A 13,763-nucleotide genomic window follows, 5' to 3' on the forward strand; every position below is an offset into this window, starting at 1 on the left:
TTGTTTGGCGAGTACTGGCAATCTGCTGCCGGGGGAAATCATCTGTAGCCAATTTCCCGTCGCGCCGTAGGGGGATGCTTAATGTTGTCGGGTAATGGAGTTTCCAGGGATCGCGGCTGAAGCCGCTCCTACAAGGTCCGGGAGTCTGTAGGAGCGGCTTTAGCCGCGATGCATTTATCAATCCGCGCGGCGATACAGGTCGAGCAGCACCTGATCGAGAATCGCCGAAGCGCCCCAGGGTCGTGGGTCGTTGAGGATGGCGACCACCGCCCAGGTCTCGCCCTTGGCGTCGCGGCTGAAGCCGGCGATGGCGCGCACGGTGTTGAGGGTGCCGGTCTTGATGTGCGCATCGCCATTCAGCGGTGTGTTTTTCAGGCGTTTGCGCATGGTGCCGTCCATGCCGACGATGGGCAGCGAACTGATGAACTCGGCGGCGTACGGGCCCTTCCAGGCGGTTTGTAGGATCGCCGCCATTTCCCGAGCGCTGACCCGCTCAGCGCGCGACAGGCCCGAGCCGTTTTCCATCACCAGATGGGTGGCGGTGATGCCTTTTTTCGCCAGCCACTGACGAATCACCCGCTGCGCGGCCTTGGCGTCGTCGCCATCGGCGCTGTTGCGAAACTCGGCGCCCAGGCTCAGGAACAGCTGACGCGCCATGGTGTTGTTACTGAATTTATTGATGTCGCGGATGATCTCGGTGAGGTCCGGCGAAAAGGCGCGGGCGAGCAAGGTGCCGCTTTTCGGCACGAGGTCGATGCGGTCTTTGCCCATGATGGTGCCGCCCAGTTCCTGCCAGATCGCCCTTACGGCGCCAGCGGCATAGCCCGCGTGGTCGAGCAGCGAGAGGTACGACTGGGTGTTGCAGCCTTCGTTTTGCTGGCCGGTGACCACCAAGGTGGTGCCGTCGAATTCGGTGACCGGGTTGTAGCGCACGTCGCCGGCGCACTTGCCTTTGGCCAGGTATTTAACGCGGTTGTCGATGCGCACGTTGGTCAGCGGCGGCTCCATCATCACATTCACCTTGCCGCCCTCGGCGCGGGTGATCATGCGCACGGCTTTGAGGTTGACCAGCAGCGAGTCGGGCGTCACCAGGAAGGGCTTGTTGTCGTCCTTGCCGTCGTCATCGAATACCGGCAGTTGCGGCTGTACAAAAAATGACCGGTCCAGCACCAGATCGCCCGTTACCCGCAGCACACCGTTGGCGCGCAGGTCGCGCATCAGCAGCCAGAGTTTTTCCATGTTCAGCTTCGGGTCACCGCCACCTTTAAGGTAGAGGTTGCCGTTGAGCACGCCGTCTTTGAGCGGGCCGTCGCCGTAGAACTCGGTTTTCCATTGATGGGTGGGGCCGAGCAATTCCAGGGCGGCGTAAGTGGTGATCAGCTTCATGGTGGAAGCCGGATTCACCGAGACATCGGCGTTAATGATGGTGGGGGTGCCGGCGCCGGTCATGGGCAAGGTCACAACGGAGAGCGAGTCGTTGCCGATCTTGCCGGCTTTCATGGCTTTCTGGACGGAGGCGGGCAGGGTGGTGTTGAGCGGGGCGGAAAATGCCGGCAGCGCGGCGGGTAACAAAAGGCTGGCGATGATGAGGTGGCGAAACGATTTGATCATTGGCAGAAACCCTTCAGGCAAGGGCCAAAAAAGAAAGATGGCGTAAAGAAGAAAGCGCTTGGGCTCACAGGTTCCCAAATGCGCGGAGAAAGTGCCGGCATTATGCCCGAAGCGTTCTACAGTTTGCCGAGTAGTGGTGCAATTTTGTCCGCTGCATTACGGGCGCCCGGCAGAGAGTCGGGCACGGCGCAGCCTTTGCTGGTAAAGTGCCGCGCGTTATCACTTTTGAGGATTGTTCCATGGCTACTAACCGTTCCCGCCGCCTGCGCAAAAAACTCTGCGTAGATGAATTCCAGGAGCTCGGCTTCGAGCTGAACCTGAACCTCAAAGCGGACCTGAGCGAAGCGGACATCGACGCTTTCCTCGACGAATTCCTGCGTGTGGCCATGAAAGACAACGGCCTGGGCTATGTTGGCGGCGAAGACTACGGTCTGGTTTGCCTGGCCAAACGCGGTTCGGTCAGCGAAGAACAACGCGCCGCCGTTGAAGCCTGGCTCAAGGGCCGCAGTGAAGTCACCGACTACACCGCCAGCCCGTTGATCGACGTCTGGTACCCAGAGAACGAAATCAACGCCGAGCACGCCTAAGCCGTTACGGTTTAAGCGGATGTAAAACAAAGGGGCCTTCGGGCCCCTTTGTTGTTTTCGTGTTTCGCGTCCCCGAGCCACCGCATCCTTACTGTGGGAGCGACTTTAGTCGCGATTTCCTGGAAACGCCGATGCCGCCTTGAACCGTGTTAACCGCTTTCGCGAGCAAGCTCGCTCCTACAAGAGCGCCTGTATCGCGGCTGTTGTTTGGAATCGGGGTTTCCAGGGATCGCGACTAAAGTCGCTCCTACAGTCGCTCGTCGGCGGTGGCGTTTACCCCACCTTTGCCAGCAACGCGTCCACATCCACGTCATCGATCTGCTCAGGCTGCAAAAAGCGCTGGGCGTATTCCAGGTGCAAACCACTGCGCACGAACAGGGCGAATAAGTCGGTGTCGATGTGCGCGCCGTTGGCCATGCCGACCATGATGCCCAGGGCCTGCGACAAGGTTTTGCCGCGTTTGTATGGGCGGTCCACGGCCGTCAGCGCTTCGAAAATATCGGCAATTGCCATCATCCGCGCCGGCAGGCTCATGTCGTCGCGGCGCAGGCGTTTTGGGTAGCCGGTGCCGTCCATTTTTTCGTGGTGTCCGCCGGCGATTTCGGTGACGTTGGCCAGGTGCGGCGGGAACGGCAAATGGCTGAGCATCATGATGGTCTGCACCATGTGGTTGTTGATGATGTAGCGCTCTTCAGCCGTCAGCGTGCCGCGCGCGATGCCAAGGTTGTACAGCTCGCCGCGATTGAATTTGTAGGTGGGCTCGTTAAGTTTGAAGCCCCACGGGTTGTCCACCGGCACGCTGTCTTTGGGCCCGCGCTCGAACAGGTGCTCGGGTTTGTCGGCCAGCAAGGGTTCGCTGATTGGCAGGACGGGTGCCGGGGTGCGGCTCTGGCGCTGATTTTCTTCCCACGACACGCCCAGGCGGTCGTCCAGGGTGCGCGTCCAGGTGCGCATACCGATCTGTGCCAGGCGCTCCAGGTCCGCCTCGGCCATCGCTTCACCGCCCAGGTTGCAGCGCGCGACAAAGGCGAATTCGTCGTCCAGCGCGGCGAGCAGGTCATCGCGCAATGCCGCCAGTTGCGCTTCATCGCCGCCACCGGCCACGCCTTGCCAATAGCTGATCCAGGCGTCGCGCTTGAGCACTTCGAAACGGGTGCGAATTTCGTGGATGCGGTCGTACAGGGTTTCCAGTTTGGTGGCTTTATCCACCACGTATTCCGGCGTGGTGACTTTGCCGCAGTCGTGCAGCCAGGCGGCGATGTGAAGTTCTTCCCACTGCTCGTCGGTGGGTTGGTAGGCGGCAAAGGCTGGCTCGTCGCTGTTGGCGGCAGCGCGGGCGAGCATCAGTGTCAGCTCCGGCACGCGTTGGCAGTGGCCGCCGGTGTACGGGCTCTTGGCGTCGATGGCGCCGGCAATCAACTGAATAAACGCATTCAGCAGTTTTTTCTGACTTTCCAACAGGCGCTGACTTTCAATGCACAGCGCCGCTACGCCAGACACCGCTTCGACAAAGGCAATGCGCTCGGGCCGCAGCATGGCTTGGTCGTCGGCGTGGCCGGGGTCGCGCTGCAACAGCACCAATACGCCGAGCGTCTGGCCTTGGCGGTTGTGCAAACCCGTGGCGGCCAAGTGCAGCCGTGGGCTGTCCAGTTTCAGGAAGATGTCGCGCAACGCGCCGGCTTGATCGAAGCCTAGGCTGCGCGTGCTACTGGCGCCGCCGTTGGCCGGGCCATCGAGCCAATCGGGTAGGTCGTCGGCGGCGGCCGGGTAGCTGGCCAGATGAAATGGCTCCAGCTCGCGGGTCTGTTTGTCCAGGATCAGACCCTTGGCCTCTAGGCTGCCATTGTCGGCGTCGATCAAATAAATCAGCCCGCCCTGGGCGCCGCTGATTTCTACGGTTTCTTCCAACACACGTGCCAGCAGCGTATCGAAACGGGTTTCGGCGGAGAGGCTGGAGGTGATGCTCAGAAAGCTGGCGATGGTTTCTTTCATGCGCGCCATGGAGGTGGCGAGTTGGTCGATTTCCAGAATCGGCGAATGGCCGCTGCTGGGTTGGCTGAAGTCGAAGCGGCGGATGGCTTCGGCTTCGCGCACCAGGTCGCGCAATGGGCGAATGATCAGCCGCGAGCTGAGCCAGCCCAACGGCAGGCACAGCAGCAAAATGGCCAGCGTCACCAGCGCGCCTTGCCAGCGAATACGGTAGGCATCGGCGAGCAATTCGTCTTTGGGCACCACCAACGCCAGCTCCAAGCCTTGCGGCCCGCCTTCGATCAAATGGCTGCGCGAGACCACCCAGTCGCGCTGGTCCAAGCGGATGCCACGCAGGGCGACGTTCGGGTCGCGGTCCAGCAGGGCGGCCAGCACCGGATTCAGGTCGCGGGCTTTGGCCAACTGGGCTTTTTCGCTTTGCACGATCAGGCGGCTGCTGTCGGGGTAAGCGATGGCATTGCCGTTGCCGTCGTACAGCACCACTTCGGTGGAGGGCGTGATTTTGTGTTTGGCCAGCGTGGCGGACAAATCATCCAGCGTTAGATCTGCGGCAATCACCGCATGTTCGCCCGTGGCACGCGCCAGGGTGGTGCCGACATTGCCAGTGGAGAAGAACACGTAAGGGGCCGTGGTGATCTGCTCTTTGCGGCTCAACGCACTGGCAAACCAGCTGCGGTTGCGCGGGTCGTAGCGTTCTTTGAGGTTTTGCCGGCGACTGATCAGGTTCAGCTCGGCGTCGTAATACGCCGACTCCGATTGCGCCCGCTCGGTCTGCGCGGATTCGCCCACGCGATCGATGGACCACACCTGGTACGCGGCGTTTTGTGGCGCGTCGAATTTGTCTTTCAAGGCTTGCGTGCGCAGCGGGCGCACCATGAAGAAATCGCCGTCGTCGTAGCCGAGAAACAGCGAGGCCAGTTTCGGGTTGTCGCGCAGCGCTTGTGCAAACGAGGGCAGCAGCGCCATGCGCTGAAAGTGGTCGGTGCCGTGGTTTTGCTCTTGCAGGGCAAGCAGGCTGAGGAGGTGGCGAATCGGCTGGTAGGTATTGAGCAGGTCGTGCTGGACGTCTTCCTGAATCCGACTGAACAACTCGGCGCTGCTGGAGTAGATGATTTGCGTGGTTTGCCGGTAGTTGAAAAGGCCCAGCACGATGCCGGTGATCAGCAGCAGAAAAGTAAACAGCACACTGATGTGCACGTGCAGCGAGTAGCGGCGTTCCACGCGGCGGGACTTGCTCATTGCGCATCACTCCTTGAACAGCGCAGTGGGAAATCTCTTGCTCCGATTGTTCGCGGGCATCGCTGCGCTCAACCCCGTACCGAAGCAAGAGGCAAGCATAGTGAACGGATGGCTTTTCTGCCGGGGCAAAAGCGTGCGTGCGTCACTCTTGCGAAGAGGGTGTGACCGTAACGGGCGCGGGCTCCGGCTGGTTGCTCTGACGGCGGTTGAGGTATTGGTTCAGGTAATGCCGAACCCAATGCATCAGCAACGCCACAGACAGGGCGATTGCCACGCCGGTCAAGGTGTTGAGCACCCGCACCTGACCCAGGTGCCAGTCATGGGAAAGGCTTTCAGTGAGCAGCAGGAAACACAGCGTGGTTTGCAGCACGAACAGCCCATAGTGATGGGCCTGGAAGGCGCGACTCATGGCAATTAAGGGCAGCATCACCGCCACCATCACCGGCGGGCTTTGCAGGCTGTGGCCAAAGTAAATTAGCAGCGACGCGGCGCAAAAGCTGGCCAGGCTCGCCTGCAGCGCGCGCACCAGGCTGCCCTGGAATTCGAGCTGCAAGGTGGCGATAACGGTGATGGTCAACCAGTAGCCGCGCGGCAGATCGGCCAGTTCAACGGTCAGCCCGGCCAGAGCGAACGCCAGGGTGCAACTGAAGGCGTGCAGCAGCCATTGGCGGCGCGGTTGACGTTTGGCGTGGCGGCGCAGCACTTTCAGAATGCCGACCAGGCGCGGCATCCGCGGCCACATGCGCAGGCCATGCACGCCACGCAGGGCGAAGGCCAGCAAGGTCACCCAAAGCCCGCCAAGAATAAACAGCATGCCGACGGCGTAGGGATTGGTCAGGTTGCCGACCCCGTGCTGGCCTTGGCCCAGGCACAGGCAGATGGCCAACCCAATACCGAGCTTGCCAGCCTCGGCGCCGAAGCGTTGCAGCCAGGCCAGCAAGAAACCGAACAGGGCAAACAACCCGAGGCTGATAAAGGGGTGATCCGCGCCCCAAAACCCCAGGCCCGCACTCCACGCGCCGAGGCCGATCAGCAGCAACATGCGCAACATGCCAAAGCGGTGCAGCGGGTTGGCCTTGGCCGCCTGGAAGGCGCCGACGGCGGCCCACAGAAAACCAGGGTGGCCACTGAACAAGCCAAGAATCAGCGGCAACGCGCAGCCGAGCATCGCCACCATGGCGGGGCCCCAGGCGGGCGGGCCGGATTGCCAACTGAACAGTTGCCGCAAGAGCGTGGGCATAAGCGTTTCTATTCCAGAGCGTTCAACATTCCCATTACACCGGGCTGGAGCGCCCGGTCATTTCCGCTGCCATTTCGGTGGCATAGCTGTCGGTCATGCCGGCGATGAAGTCGATCATGCGCAGGAACGAGCGATGCAGCGTCCAGTCCGCCTTGGGCGCGTTGTAACCCAGCAGGTCGAGAATGCGTTGGTTTTTAAACGACAGGCTCTCGCCGCTGTGCAGTTCGAGGGCCGCACCGCAGAAATTGTTCAGCAGAATTTCCAACGTGGTGTACGCGCCGATCTCGTGCAGGGTTTTGCGCTTGTCCTGGAAAATTTTCTCCCGCGCCATGTTTTTCGCCCCGAGCACGCAGCGCTTGGCGGCGCCGTGCATGTGTTCCACCAAGTCGCCGTGCAACGTGCCGGCGAGCAGGGCGTCTTGCTGTTCGACGAAAGCCTGGGCGGCGGCGTTGGTCAGGTGTTCGATGGCCTTACCGCGCAGAATCGCCAGCTTGCGCCGCTGCGAGTCATGCGGACCGAGCAGGCGATAGGTTTCCGGCAGGTCGTCGCCGACCAGGCCAAGCAACACCGATTCCACTTCGGGGTAATCAAGCAGCTCCATTTCCAGGCCATCTTCCAGGTCGATCAGGCCGTAACAAATGTCGTCGGCCGCTTCCATCAGATACACCAGCGGATGGCGCGCCCAACGCTCGTGTTCCAGCTGCGGCAAGCCGAGCTTGGCGGCGATTTGCTCCAGCAACGGCAACTCGCTGCGGTAGCAACCGAACTTGTGCTTTTTGTAGCCCAGCGCTTCGGCGTGCGTCGAGGTCCAAGGGTATTTGAGGTAGGTGCCGAGGGTGGCGTAGGTCAACCGAGTACCGCCGTCGAACTGGTGGTATTCCAGTTGGGTTAGCACACGAAAACCTTGGGCGTTGCCTTCGAAATGCAGGAAGTCCTGGCGTTCAACCTCGCTCATGCCATCAAGCCAGCCTCGCCCGGCGGCCTGCTGGAACCAATGCCGAATGGCATCTTCACCGGAGTGGCCGTACGGCGGATTGCCGATGTCGTGGGCCAGGCACGCCGACTGCACGATCATGCCCAGGTCGTTCGGTTCGCACCAATCCGGCAGGGCATCGCGCAGCATTTCACCCACGCGCATACCCAGCGAACGGCCCACGCAGCTGACTTCCAGCGAGTGGGTCAGGCGGGTGTGTATGTGGTCGTTGCTCGACACGGGGTGCACCTGGGTTTTGCGGCCCAGCCGGCGAAAGGCGCCGGAGAAGATGATGCGGTCGTGGTCTTTGTGAAAGGGGCTGCGACCCAACTCGGTGGCGCTGTAAGTGGGTTTGCCGAGTCGTTCGCGGTTGAGCAGTGTGTGCCAGTCCAAGGCCTGTCCTCGCCGTTCAGTGGCTGATGGCGCCTAGCTTCCCGGTTCCGGGGGTTGGCTGCAAGGGTGATTGAGGTCTTGAGTTGAAGAGCTCGAGGCTGAAGCCTCTCCTACAGGGGCATGACGTTTTACTGTGGGAGAGGCTTTAGCCTCGAGTTTTTTACAAACCCGCCACATCAATATCCAACAGCAACAACCGTTGCCCGTTGTCGATAAATTGCCCGGCGGTGAGGCAGTACTGGTTGCTCGTAGCGTCGCGGTAGGTGGATGAAAGAATCAGCCGACGTTCATCCCAGCCTTCGGCCAGCAATTGATAGAAGTAAGGGCGCCATGACCAGTTATGTCCGAGGTAGCGTCCGTCTTCGCGCCAGCCAGTGCCGGTCCATTCCAGGTTCGGCGTGAGCTGGGTGCCGTTGGGGTCGCATTGGTAAACCCGCAGCAGCCAGGGGTAGTCGGTGGGTGCGGGCAGGGCGCTCAAGGGGGCGTCGGCTTCGGCCCAGGTCTTGAAGCTGTTCATCAAGCCGCTGAGCTGCTGACGCAGGGAAACCAGGCGCGCGCGCTCCGACAGTTTATTGCGCACATAACGGTTGCGCAGCTCGGCGAAGCGCTCGACGAAGGCGTCGGCGGGAAAGAACTCACGCTCGGGTTTGGCGAACAGGTAACCCTGCACATAGCGCGACCCGCATTCGAGGGCGAAGTCCAGTTCGGCTTCGGTTTCCACGCCTTCGGCGATGATCCAGCAGCCGGTTTTTTCCGCCATTTGCGCTAGGGCTTTGACCACTTCACTGCTCGGTCCGCCGCGTGCGGCTTCCTGGAACAGGCGCATGTCGAGCTTGAGAATGTCGGGCTGCAAGGCGAGCACGCGGTCGAGCTGCGAGTAGCCAGCGCCGAAGTCGTCGATGGCAATACGTGCGCCCGCTTCGCGGTAGCGCGCCACCACTTCTGGCAACCGCAAACTGCCGCCGCCGAGCTCAGTAATTTCAAAGACGATGCGCTCGGGGGAGACGCCGTATTTTTCCAGTTGCTTCAAGCTGGGCAACGGTTGGTTCGGGCGCAGGCGGCCAATCCAGCGCGGCGAAATATTAATGCTGAGAAACCAGTCAGCCGGGGCGCCATGGAAGCGCTGCAGGGCGTCGGCACGAATTTCACGGTCGAGGCGGCGCAGGGCGGCCATGGGGAATTTGGGGTCAGCGAATAAAGGCCCTACCGACGCCAGGCGGCCGTCGTCTTGCTGCAGGCGGCCCAGCGCTTCGATACCGGCGATACGCCCGGTGGCGGTATCTATAAACGGCTGGAAGCAGGCAAGCGGTTGCCCGTCGATCACAGTCACATCCTTAGTAGCGGTTGGCAGTTCAGCCCGCACACGGCAAGGCGATGAACAGCGCCGTTGCTGTTCATCACGTTGCGTTTGCAAGAAAGTGGCCAGTTGTAGGACAGCGCCCTACATGGGCCGGATTAGACCTGTTTGCGGTTCTTCAGCGCAACGGCAACCAGCGGATAAAGGCCCAAGCCGATTTTCAGCCAACGGCTGAGTTTTTTGCTTTTGCCGCCGAAAAAGCCCAGCAACGAAACCCCGGCCATGCCCCACAACGGCGCACGGCTGGTGCTGAGGCTGCTTTGCCAACTGCTCGCCGTACCGCGCATTTTGCGCAGCGGGTGCAGCAGTTGCTGGGTTTCATGGCGCAGTTCGTGGCGGTGCATTTCCATGCGCAAACGAATCAGCTGTTTGCGCAATTCCTGGCGGGTAGGTTTGGCAGGGTTCATGGCATCAGGCGCTCACGGTCACGGGCCAGCTCTTCGAGCGTGGCGCTGAAAGGGGACGATTCATCGGTGACTGCCGCGCGCAGGCGCAAACCACAAAACAGCGCTGCCAAGGCGTAGAACGCACACAAACCGATAATGCCCGTGAGACGGTAGCTGTCCCACACCAAAATCAGCACAAGCGCCGACAACCCCAGCAACAGCAGCAGGGCGAAAACCAAGGCCAAGCCGGCGAACAGCAGCATGTTCAGGCTGCGACTTTTCTGCTCTTGCAGCTCAATGCCGAACAACTCAACGTGGCTGTGCAGCAAGCCGAGAAACGCCGCGCCCAATCGCTTGGGCGAGGGGCCGACGCCTTGCAGCGGAGGTGGGGGTAGGGATTCCATTCCGTCACTCATGATCAGCGACGAGTAGCCAGCAGGCCGAGCAAAAAGCCGATGCCAGCGCTGATGCCGACGGCCTGCCAAGGGTTTTGCTGAACGTAGGCTTCGGTCGAAGCCAACGCTTCTTCGGCACGCTCACGCACGGTGTACTCGGTGAGTTGCAGGGTGTCACGGGCGCGCTTGAGGCTGTCGTGAATGCTCAAGCGCAATTCGTCTGCCTCGGCGCCGGCCAGGCTGGCGGTGTGTTCGAGCAGCTTCTCGGTGTCTGCGATCAGGGCTTGGAATTCGGCGACAAGCTCTTCCTGAGCACGTTCATTGGCCTTGCTAACCATAGTGGTTCTCCGTGGTGGGGTCGGTGAGTGTAGGTCTTTGGGTTTCGAGTTGCCGCTCCGATGGATGGTTCCATCTAATAACGGCGCCCGCGCGCTCGCTGGCAGGCCCATGTAGCTGGTATAGCGCTTGCATTGTGCTGGTGCGCAACGCCCAGCAATTGCGCCGTAATCGCGCATTTTCTGCGTTAACCCAGGTGGCAACAGTGTTGCTCAACCGAATGAAAAATAAAGAAAAGAACTGATCGCTCACGTTATCTGCCCGTTTCCCTGGTTCTAAATCGGTTCGCTCGGTTGAGCAGAACTGGTGCGCTGTGGCGTCATCATGGTGCGTGCGGGTGGTGCGTGAGCCGCTTTGGTGCTTTTTCGCTGCCGGAGTCGCCTCATCGATGGAAAACCTCAACAGCGCCGTGCAAACCCTGATTCACGGTTCCAACACGGTGTTCATTCTGCTTGGCGCCGTCATGGTGCTGGCCATGCATGCCGGCTTCGCGTTTCTGGAAGTTGGCACAGTCCGGCAAAAGAACCAAGTGAACGCCTTGTCGAAGATCATCTCCGACTTTGCCATGTCGGCGCTGGCGTACTTCTTCGTTGGCTACTGGGTGGCGTACGGCGTGACCTTTATGGTGCCGACAGGCCAGCTGACCGCCGACCACGGCTACGCCTTGGTAAAGTTCTTTTTCCTGCTGACCTTCGCCGCCGCCATTCCGGCGATTATTTCCGGCGGCATTGCCGAGCGCGCCAAGTTCGGCCCGCAGCTGTGCGCGACCTTGCTGATTGTGGCGTTTATCTACCCGTTCTTCGAAGGGCTGATCTGGAACGGCAATTTCGGCTTCCAGGCGTGGCTGGCCGAGCGCTTTGGCGCCAGCTTCCACGACTTCGCAGGCTCCGTGGTGGTTCACGCCATGGGCGGTTGGCTGGCCCTGGGTGCGGTGCTGTTGCTGGGCAGCCGTAACGGGCGCTATCGCGACGGCAAGTTGGTGGCGTTCGCGCCGTCCAACATTCCGTTTCTGGCGTTGGGCTCGTGGATTCTCATCGTCGGCTGGTTCGGCTTTAACGTCATGAGCGCGCAAACCATGGAGGGCGTCAGCGGCCTGGTGGCGGTGAACTCGCTGATGGCCATGGTCGGCGGCACCGTGGCGGCGCTGTTTGTCGGCCGCAATGACCCAGGCTTCCTGCACAACGGCCCGCTTGCCGGGCTGGTGGCGATCTGCGCGGGCTCGGACCTGATGCACCCGGTGGGCGCGCTGGTAACCGGCTTGGTGGCCGGGGCTTTATTCGTTTGGGCGTTTACCGCCACCCAAGTGAAGTGGCGCATCGACGATGTGCTCGGGGTATGGCCGCTGCACGGCTTATGCGGCGTATGGGGCGGCATCGCTTGCGGCATTTTTGGTCAGCAGATGCTTGGCGGGCTGGGTGGTGTCAGCCTTATCAGCCAGCTAATCGGCACCGGGCTCGGCGTAGTGGTGGCGCTGCTGGGTGGTTTGCTGGTGTACGGCGTGTTGAAGGCCACCAGTGGGATTCGCTTGAATCAGGAAGACGAGTATTACGGGGCGGATTTGTCGATTCACAAGATTGGGGCGGTGAGTCAGGACTGAAAGACGCTTTTCGTTCGATTCTTCGGCCCTCGACTGGAACGAAGATCGTCGGCCGAGTCGAAATTCTGGACCCCCGCCTTCGCGGGGGTGACGGGTGTCGGGAGTTACGGGGGCGTCGGGGTTACGCAGGTGGCCGGGGTGACGGGCTCGGGCGCGTGGGGGCGCGGTTGTTGATCGTGCTCCTCAACACACCAAACTATCCGCCTGCCGATACAGCATCAGCATCTTGCGGGTGATGGTTTGGTGGATGTCGTCGCGCTCGAAGGTGGACAGGTGGGTGAGCTTGTTCACTTGCAAGCGGTGCAGGTGGATGTAGGGCATTTGCTGGTCGAACTCGCGCAGGTCGCCTTTCATCATGATCGGCAGGAACACATCGCCGAGTTTCTTTTGGCTGTTGATGATCTGCGCCAGCGCCGGTTTGAACGGCATGGTTTTCGGCGTGCTGCCGTCGTCTTTCATTTCCGTGCTCAGCAGCAGCCCCGGTTTGCCGACCAATACGCCTGGCAATACACACAACCCGGTTTTGCGCACGGCAGCGGCGTCGATGCCGTGCAGGGTGTCGTGGAAGGCGTAGGCATTGGGCAGCACCACCATTTTGCGCCCCAGGTCGGTGGGGAAGTGCAGGGTGTAGTTGGTGTAGAGCTGGCGCACCGATTCGGAATACACGCAGAAGCGGTTCTCGAACAGCCGGATAAAACGCTCGGCCAGCTCACGCCGGGCCATGCTTTCCATATCCCAGATCAGGTCCTGGTTTTCCGGCTGTTGGAGGTTGATCTCCTGGTGTTCCATGCTGGTCATGCAGTCCTCATACGCGGAATTGGCGCAGTAGCCGGTTCAACTCATCGGCCAGTTGATTCAGGTGTTGGCTGGCGCTGCTCGATTGCTCGGCGGCCATTGCCGTGTTGTGGGCCAGGCTGGCGGCGTCGGTGACGTTCTGATTGATGTCTTCAACCACATGCGCCTGTTGCAACGTAGCACTGGCGATCGAGGCGTTCAGGCTGGTCAGGTTGCGTAACGACTGGCTGATCTGGTTAAGGCTTTCCCCGGCCTGGCGCGCTTGGTCGACGGTCAGTTGCGAGGCTTTGCTGCTTTCGTTGATGACGTTTACCGCCGCCTGCGAGTTGCTTTGCAGGCGCTCGATCATCCCTTGGATTTCGGCCGTCGACTTCTGCGTGCGTTGGGCCAGTAAGCGAACTTCATCGGCAACTACCGCGAACCCCCGACCCTGTTCACCGGCCCGCGCGGCTTCGATGGCGGCGTTAAGGGCGAGCAGGTTGGTTTGTTCGGCGATGGAGCGTATCACTTCCAGAACGCCGCCGATCTGGGTTGTTTCCTGGGCTAAGGACTGGATCACTTCCACGGCTTCATTAATGGTGCCGGAGAGTTTGTTCACCTGTTGCAGGCTGCGCTCGATGTTGGCCTGGCCTTGCTGGGCATTGGCCTCGGCGCCTTGCACTTCGCCGGAAGCTTGCTCGGCATTCTTGGCCACATCCTGCACGCCATAGGTGACCTCGTTGATGGCGGTGGCCACTTGTTCCATTTGCATGGCTTGTTGTTGCGCATCTTGTTGCGATTGCGTGGCGACGCTGCCCAGGGTGTCGGCGGACTGGTTGAGTGCCGTCGCGGCTTGCAGCATTTGGCTGATCACGGTGCGCAGTTT

Annotated in this window: 12 protein-coding genes; 2 read left to right on the forward strand and 10 right to left on the reverse strand. The window is 61.1% G+C overall.

Going from position 1 to position 13,763, the window contains the following annotated elements:
* Positions 1-177: 177 nt before the first annotated feature.
* Positions 178-1,611: a D-alanyl-D-alanine carboxypeptidase/D-alanyl-D-alanine endopeptidase gene (gene dacB, locus ACZZZU_RS01880; protein ID WP_122495673.1), complete on the reverse strand. Its 1,434-nt coding sequence runs from the start codon at positions 1,609-1,611 to the stop codon at positions 178-180.
* Positions 1,612-1,850: 239 nt separating this feature from the next.
* Between dacB and ACZZZU_RS01885 the strand changes: the two genes are divergently transcribed.
* Positions 1,851-2,198, forward strand: coding sequence for a YggL family protein (locus tag ACZZZU_RS01885; RefSeq protein ID WP_122453126.1), 348 nt, complete (start codon positions 1,851-1,853; stop codon positions 2,196-2,198).
* A 273-nt stretch (positions 2,199-2,471) separates the two neighbouring features.
* On the opposite strand, the gene ACZZZU_RS01890 is transcribed toward ACZZZU_RS01885, so the two are convergent.
* The 7 genes from ACZZZU_RS01890 to ACZZZU_RS01920 all read right to left on the reverse strand — a co-directional run bounded on the left by ACZZZU_RS01890 (position 2,472) and on the right by ACZZZU_RS01920 (position 10,508).
* Positions 2,472-5,426 carry an HD domain-containing phosphohydrolase gene (locus tag ACZZZU_RS01890; RefSeq protein ID WP_463549555.1) on the reverse strand — a complete coding sequence of 985 codons (2,955 nt, stop codon included), beginning with the start codon at positions 5,424-5,426 and terminating at the stop codon, positions 2,472-2,474.
* 142 nt (positions 5,427-5,568) lie between these two features.
* Positions 5,569-6,666: an FUSC family protein gene (locus tag ACZZZU_RS01895; protein ID WP_122495679.1), complete on the reverse strand. Its 1,098-nt coding sequence runs from the start codon at positions 6,664-6,666 to the stop codon at positions 5,569-5,571.
* Between the two features lie 34 nt (positions 6,667-6,700).
* The gene (locus ACZZZU_RS01900) at positions 6,701-8,032 is read right to left on the reverse strand and encodes a deoxyguanosinetriphosphate triphosphohydrolase (RefSeq protein ID WP_122495681.1); all 1,332 of its coding nucleotides are present in this window, start codon (positions 8,030-8,032) and stop codon (positions 6,701-6,703) included.
* Between the two features lie 160 nt (positions 8,033-8,192).
* Entirely contained in the window at positions 8,193-9,356 is a 1,164-nt protein-coding gene (locus ACZZZU_RS01905) for an EAL domain-containing protein (RefSeq protein WP_122495683.1), read from the reverse strand.
* 131 nt (positions 9,357-9,487) lie between these two features.
* Complete coding sequence (locus ACZZZU_RS01910) at positions 9,488-9,796, reverse strand: hypothetical protein (protein WP_463549556.1); 309 nt, start codon at positions 9,794-9,796, stop codon at positions 9,488-9,490.
* Positions 9,793-10,191 carry a phage holin family protein gene (locus ACZZZU_RS01915; protein WP_463382867.1) on the reverse strand — a complete coding sequence of 133 codons (399 nt, stop codon included), beginning with the start codon at positions 10,189-10,191 and terminating at the stop codon, positions 9,793-9,795. The genes ACZZZU_RS01910 and ACZZZU_RS01915 overlap by 4 nt, the downstream gene beginning before the upstream one ends.
* Positions 10,192-10,193: 2 nt before the next feature.
* Entirely contained in the window at positions 10,194-10,508 is a 315-nt protein-coding gene (locus ACZZZU_RS01920; RefSeq protein ID WP_122495688.1) for a DUF883 family protein, read from the reverse strand.
* A gap of 386 nt (positions 10,509-10,894) precedes the next feature.
* Between ACZZZU_RS01920 and ACZZZU_RS01925 the strand changes: the two genes are divergently transcribed.
* Positions 10,895-12,103, forward strand: coding sequence for an ammonium transporter (locus tag ACZZZU_RS01925; protein WP_463549557.1), 1,209 nt, complete (start codon positions 10,895-10,897; stop codon positions 12,101-12,103).
* Positions 12,104-12,286: 183 nt separating this feature from the next.
* Here ACZZZU_RS01925 and ACZZZU_RS01930 read toward each other — a convergent pair whose 3' ends face one another.
* Both ACZZZU_RS01930 and ACZZZU_RS01935 read right to left on the reverse strand, forming a co-directional pair.
* Positions 12,287-12,901, reverse strand: a complete 615-nt coding sequence (locus ACZZZU_RS01930) for a hypothetical protein (protein WP_108097644.1) — start codon at positions 12,899-12,901, stop codon at positions 12,287-12,289.
* Positions 12,902-12,908: 7 nt separating this feature from the next.
* A complete protein-coding gene (locus ACZZZU_RS01935; RefSeq protein ID WP_463552088.1) occupies positions 12,909-13,739 on the reverse strand; it encodes a methyl-accepting chemotaxis protein in 831 nt (276 codons plus the stop codon).
* Positions 13,740-13,763 lie beyond the last annotated feature (24 nt).

The organism is Pseudomonas sp. AC136, from assembly GCF_979258585.1.

What these genes read in the sequence shown, in the direction of transcription:
- dacB (WP_122495673.1), bottom strand. Translation starts at nt 1,611, where the DNA reads ATGATCAAATCGTTTCGCCACCTCATCATCGCCAGCCTTTTGTTACCC.
- ACZZZU_RS01885 (WP_122453126.1), top strand. Translation starts at nt 1,851, where the DNA reads ATGGCTACTAACCGTTCCCGCCGCCTGCGCAAAAAACTCTGCGTAGAT.
- ACZZZU_RS01890 (WP_463549555.1), bottom strand. Translation starts at nt 5,426, where the DNA reads ATGAGCAAGTCCCGCCGCGTGGAACGCCGCTACTCGCTGCACGTGCAC.
- ACZZZU_RS01895 (WP_122495679.1), bottom strand. Translation starts at nt 6,666, where the DNA reads ATGCCCACGCTCTTGCGGCAACTGTTCAGTTGGCAATCCGGCCCGCCC.
- ACZZZU_RS01910 (WP_463549556.1), bottom strand. Translation starts at nt 9,796, where the DNA reads ATGAACCCTGCCAAACCTACCCGCCAGGAATTGCGCAAACAGCTGATT.
- ACZZZU_RS01915 (WP_463382867.1), bottom strand. Translation starts at nt 10,191, where the DNA reads ATGAGTGACGGAATGGAATCCCTACCCCCACCTCCGCTGCAAGGCGTC.
- ACZZZU_RS01920 (WP_122495688.1), bottom strand. Translation starts at nt 10,508, where the DNA reads ATGGTTAGCAAGGCCAATGAACGTGCTCAGGAAGAGCTTGTCGCCGAA.
- ACZZZU_RS01925 (WP_463549557.1), top strand. Translation starts at nt 10,895, where the DNA reads ATGGAAAACCTCAACAGCGCCGTGCAAACCCTGATTCACGGTTCCAAC.
- ACZZZU_RS01930 (WP_108097644.1), bottom strand. Translation starts at nt 12,901, where the DNA reads ATGACCAGCATGGAACACCAGGAGATCAACCTCCAACAGCCGGAAAAC.
- ACZZZU_RS01935 (WP_463552088.1), bottom strand. Translation starts at nt 13,739, where the DNA reads ATGCTGCAAGCCGCGACGGCACTCAACCAGTCCGCCGACACCCTGGGC.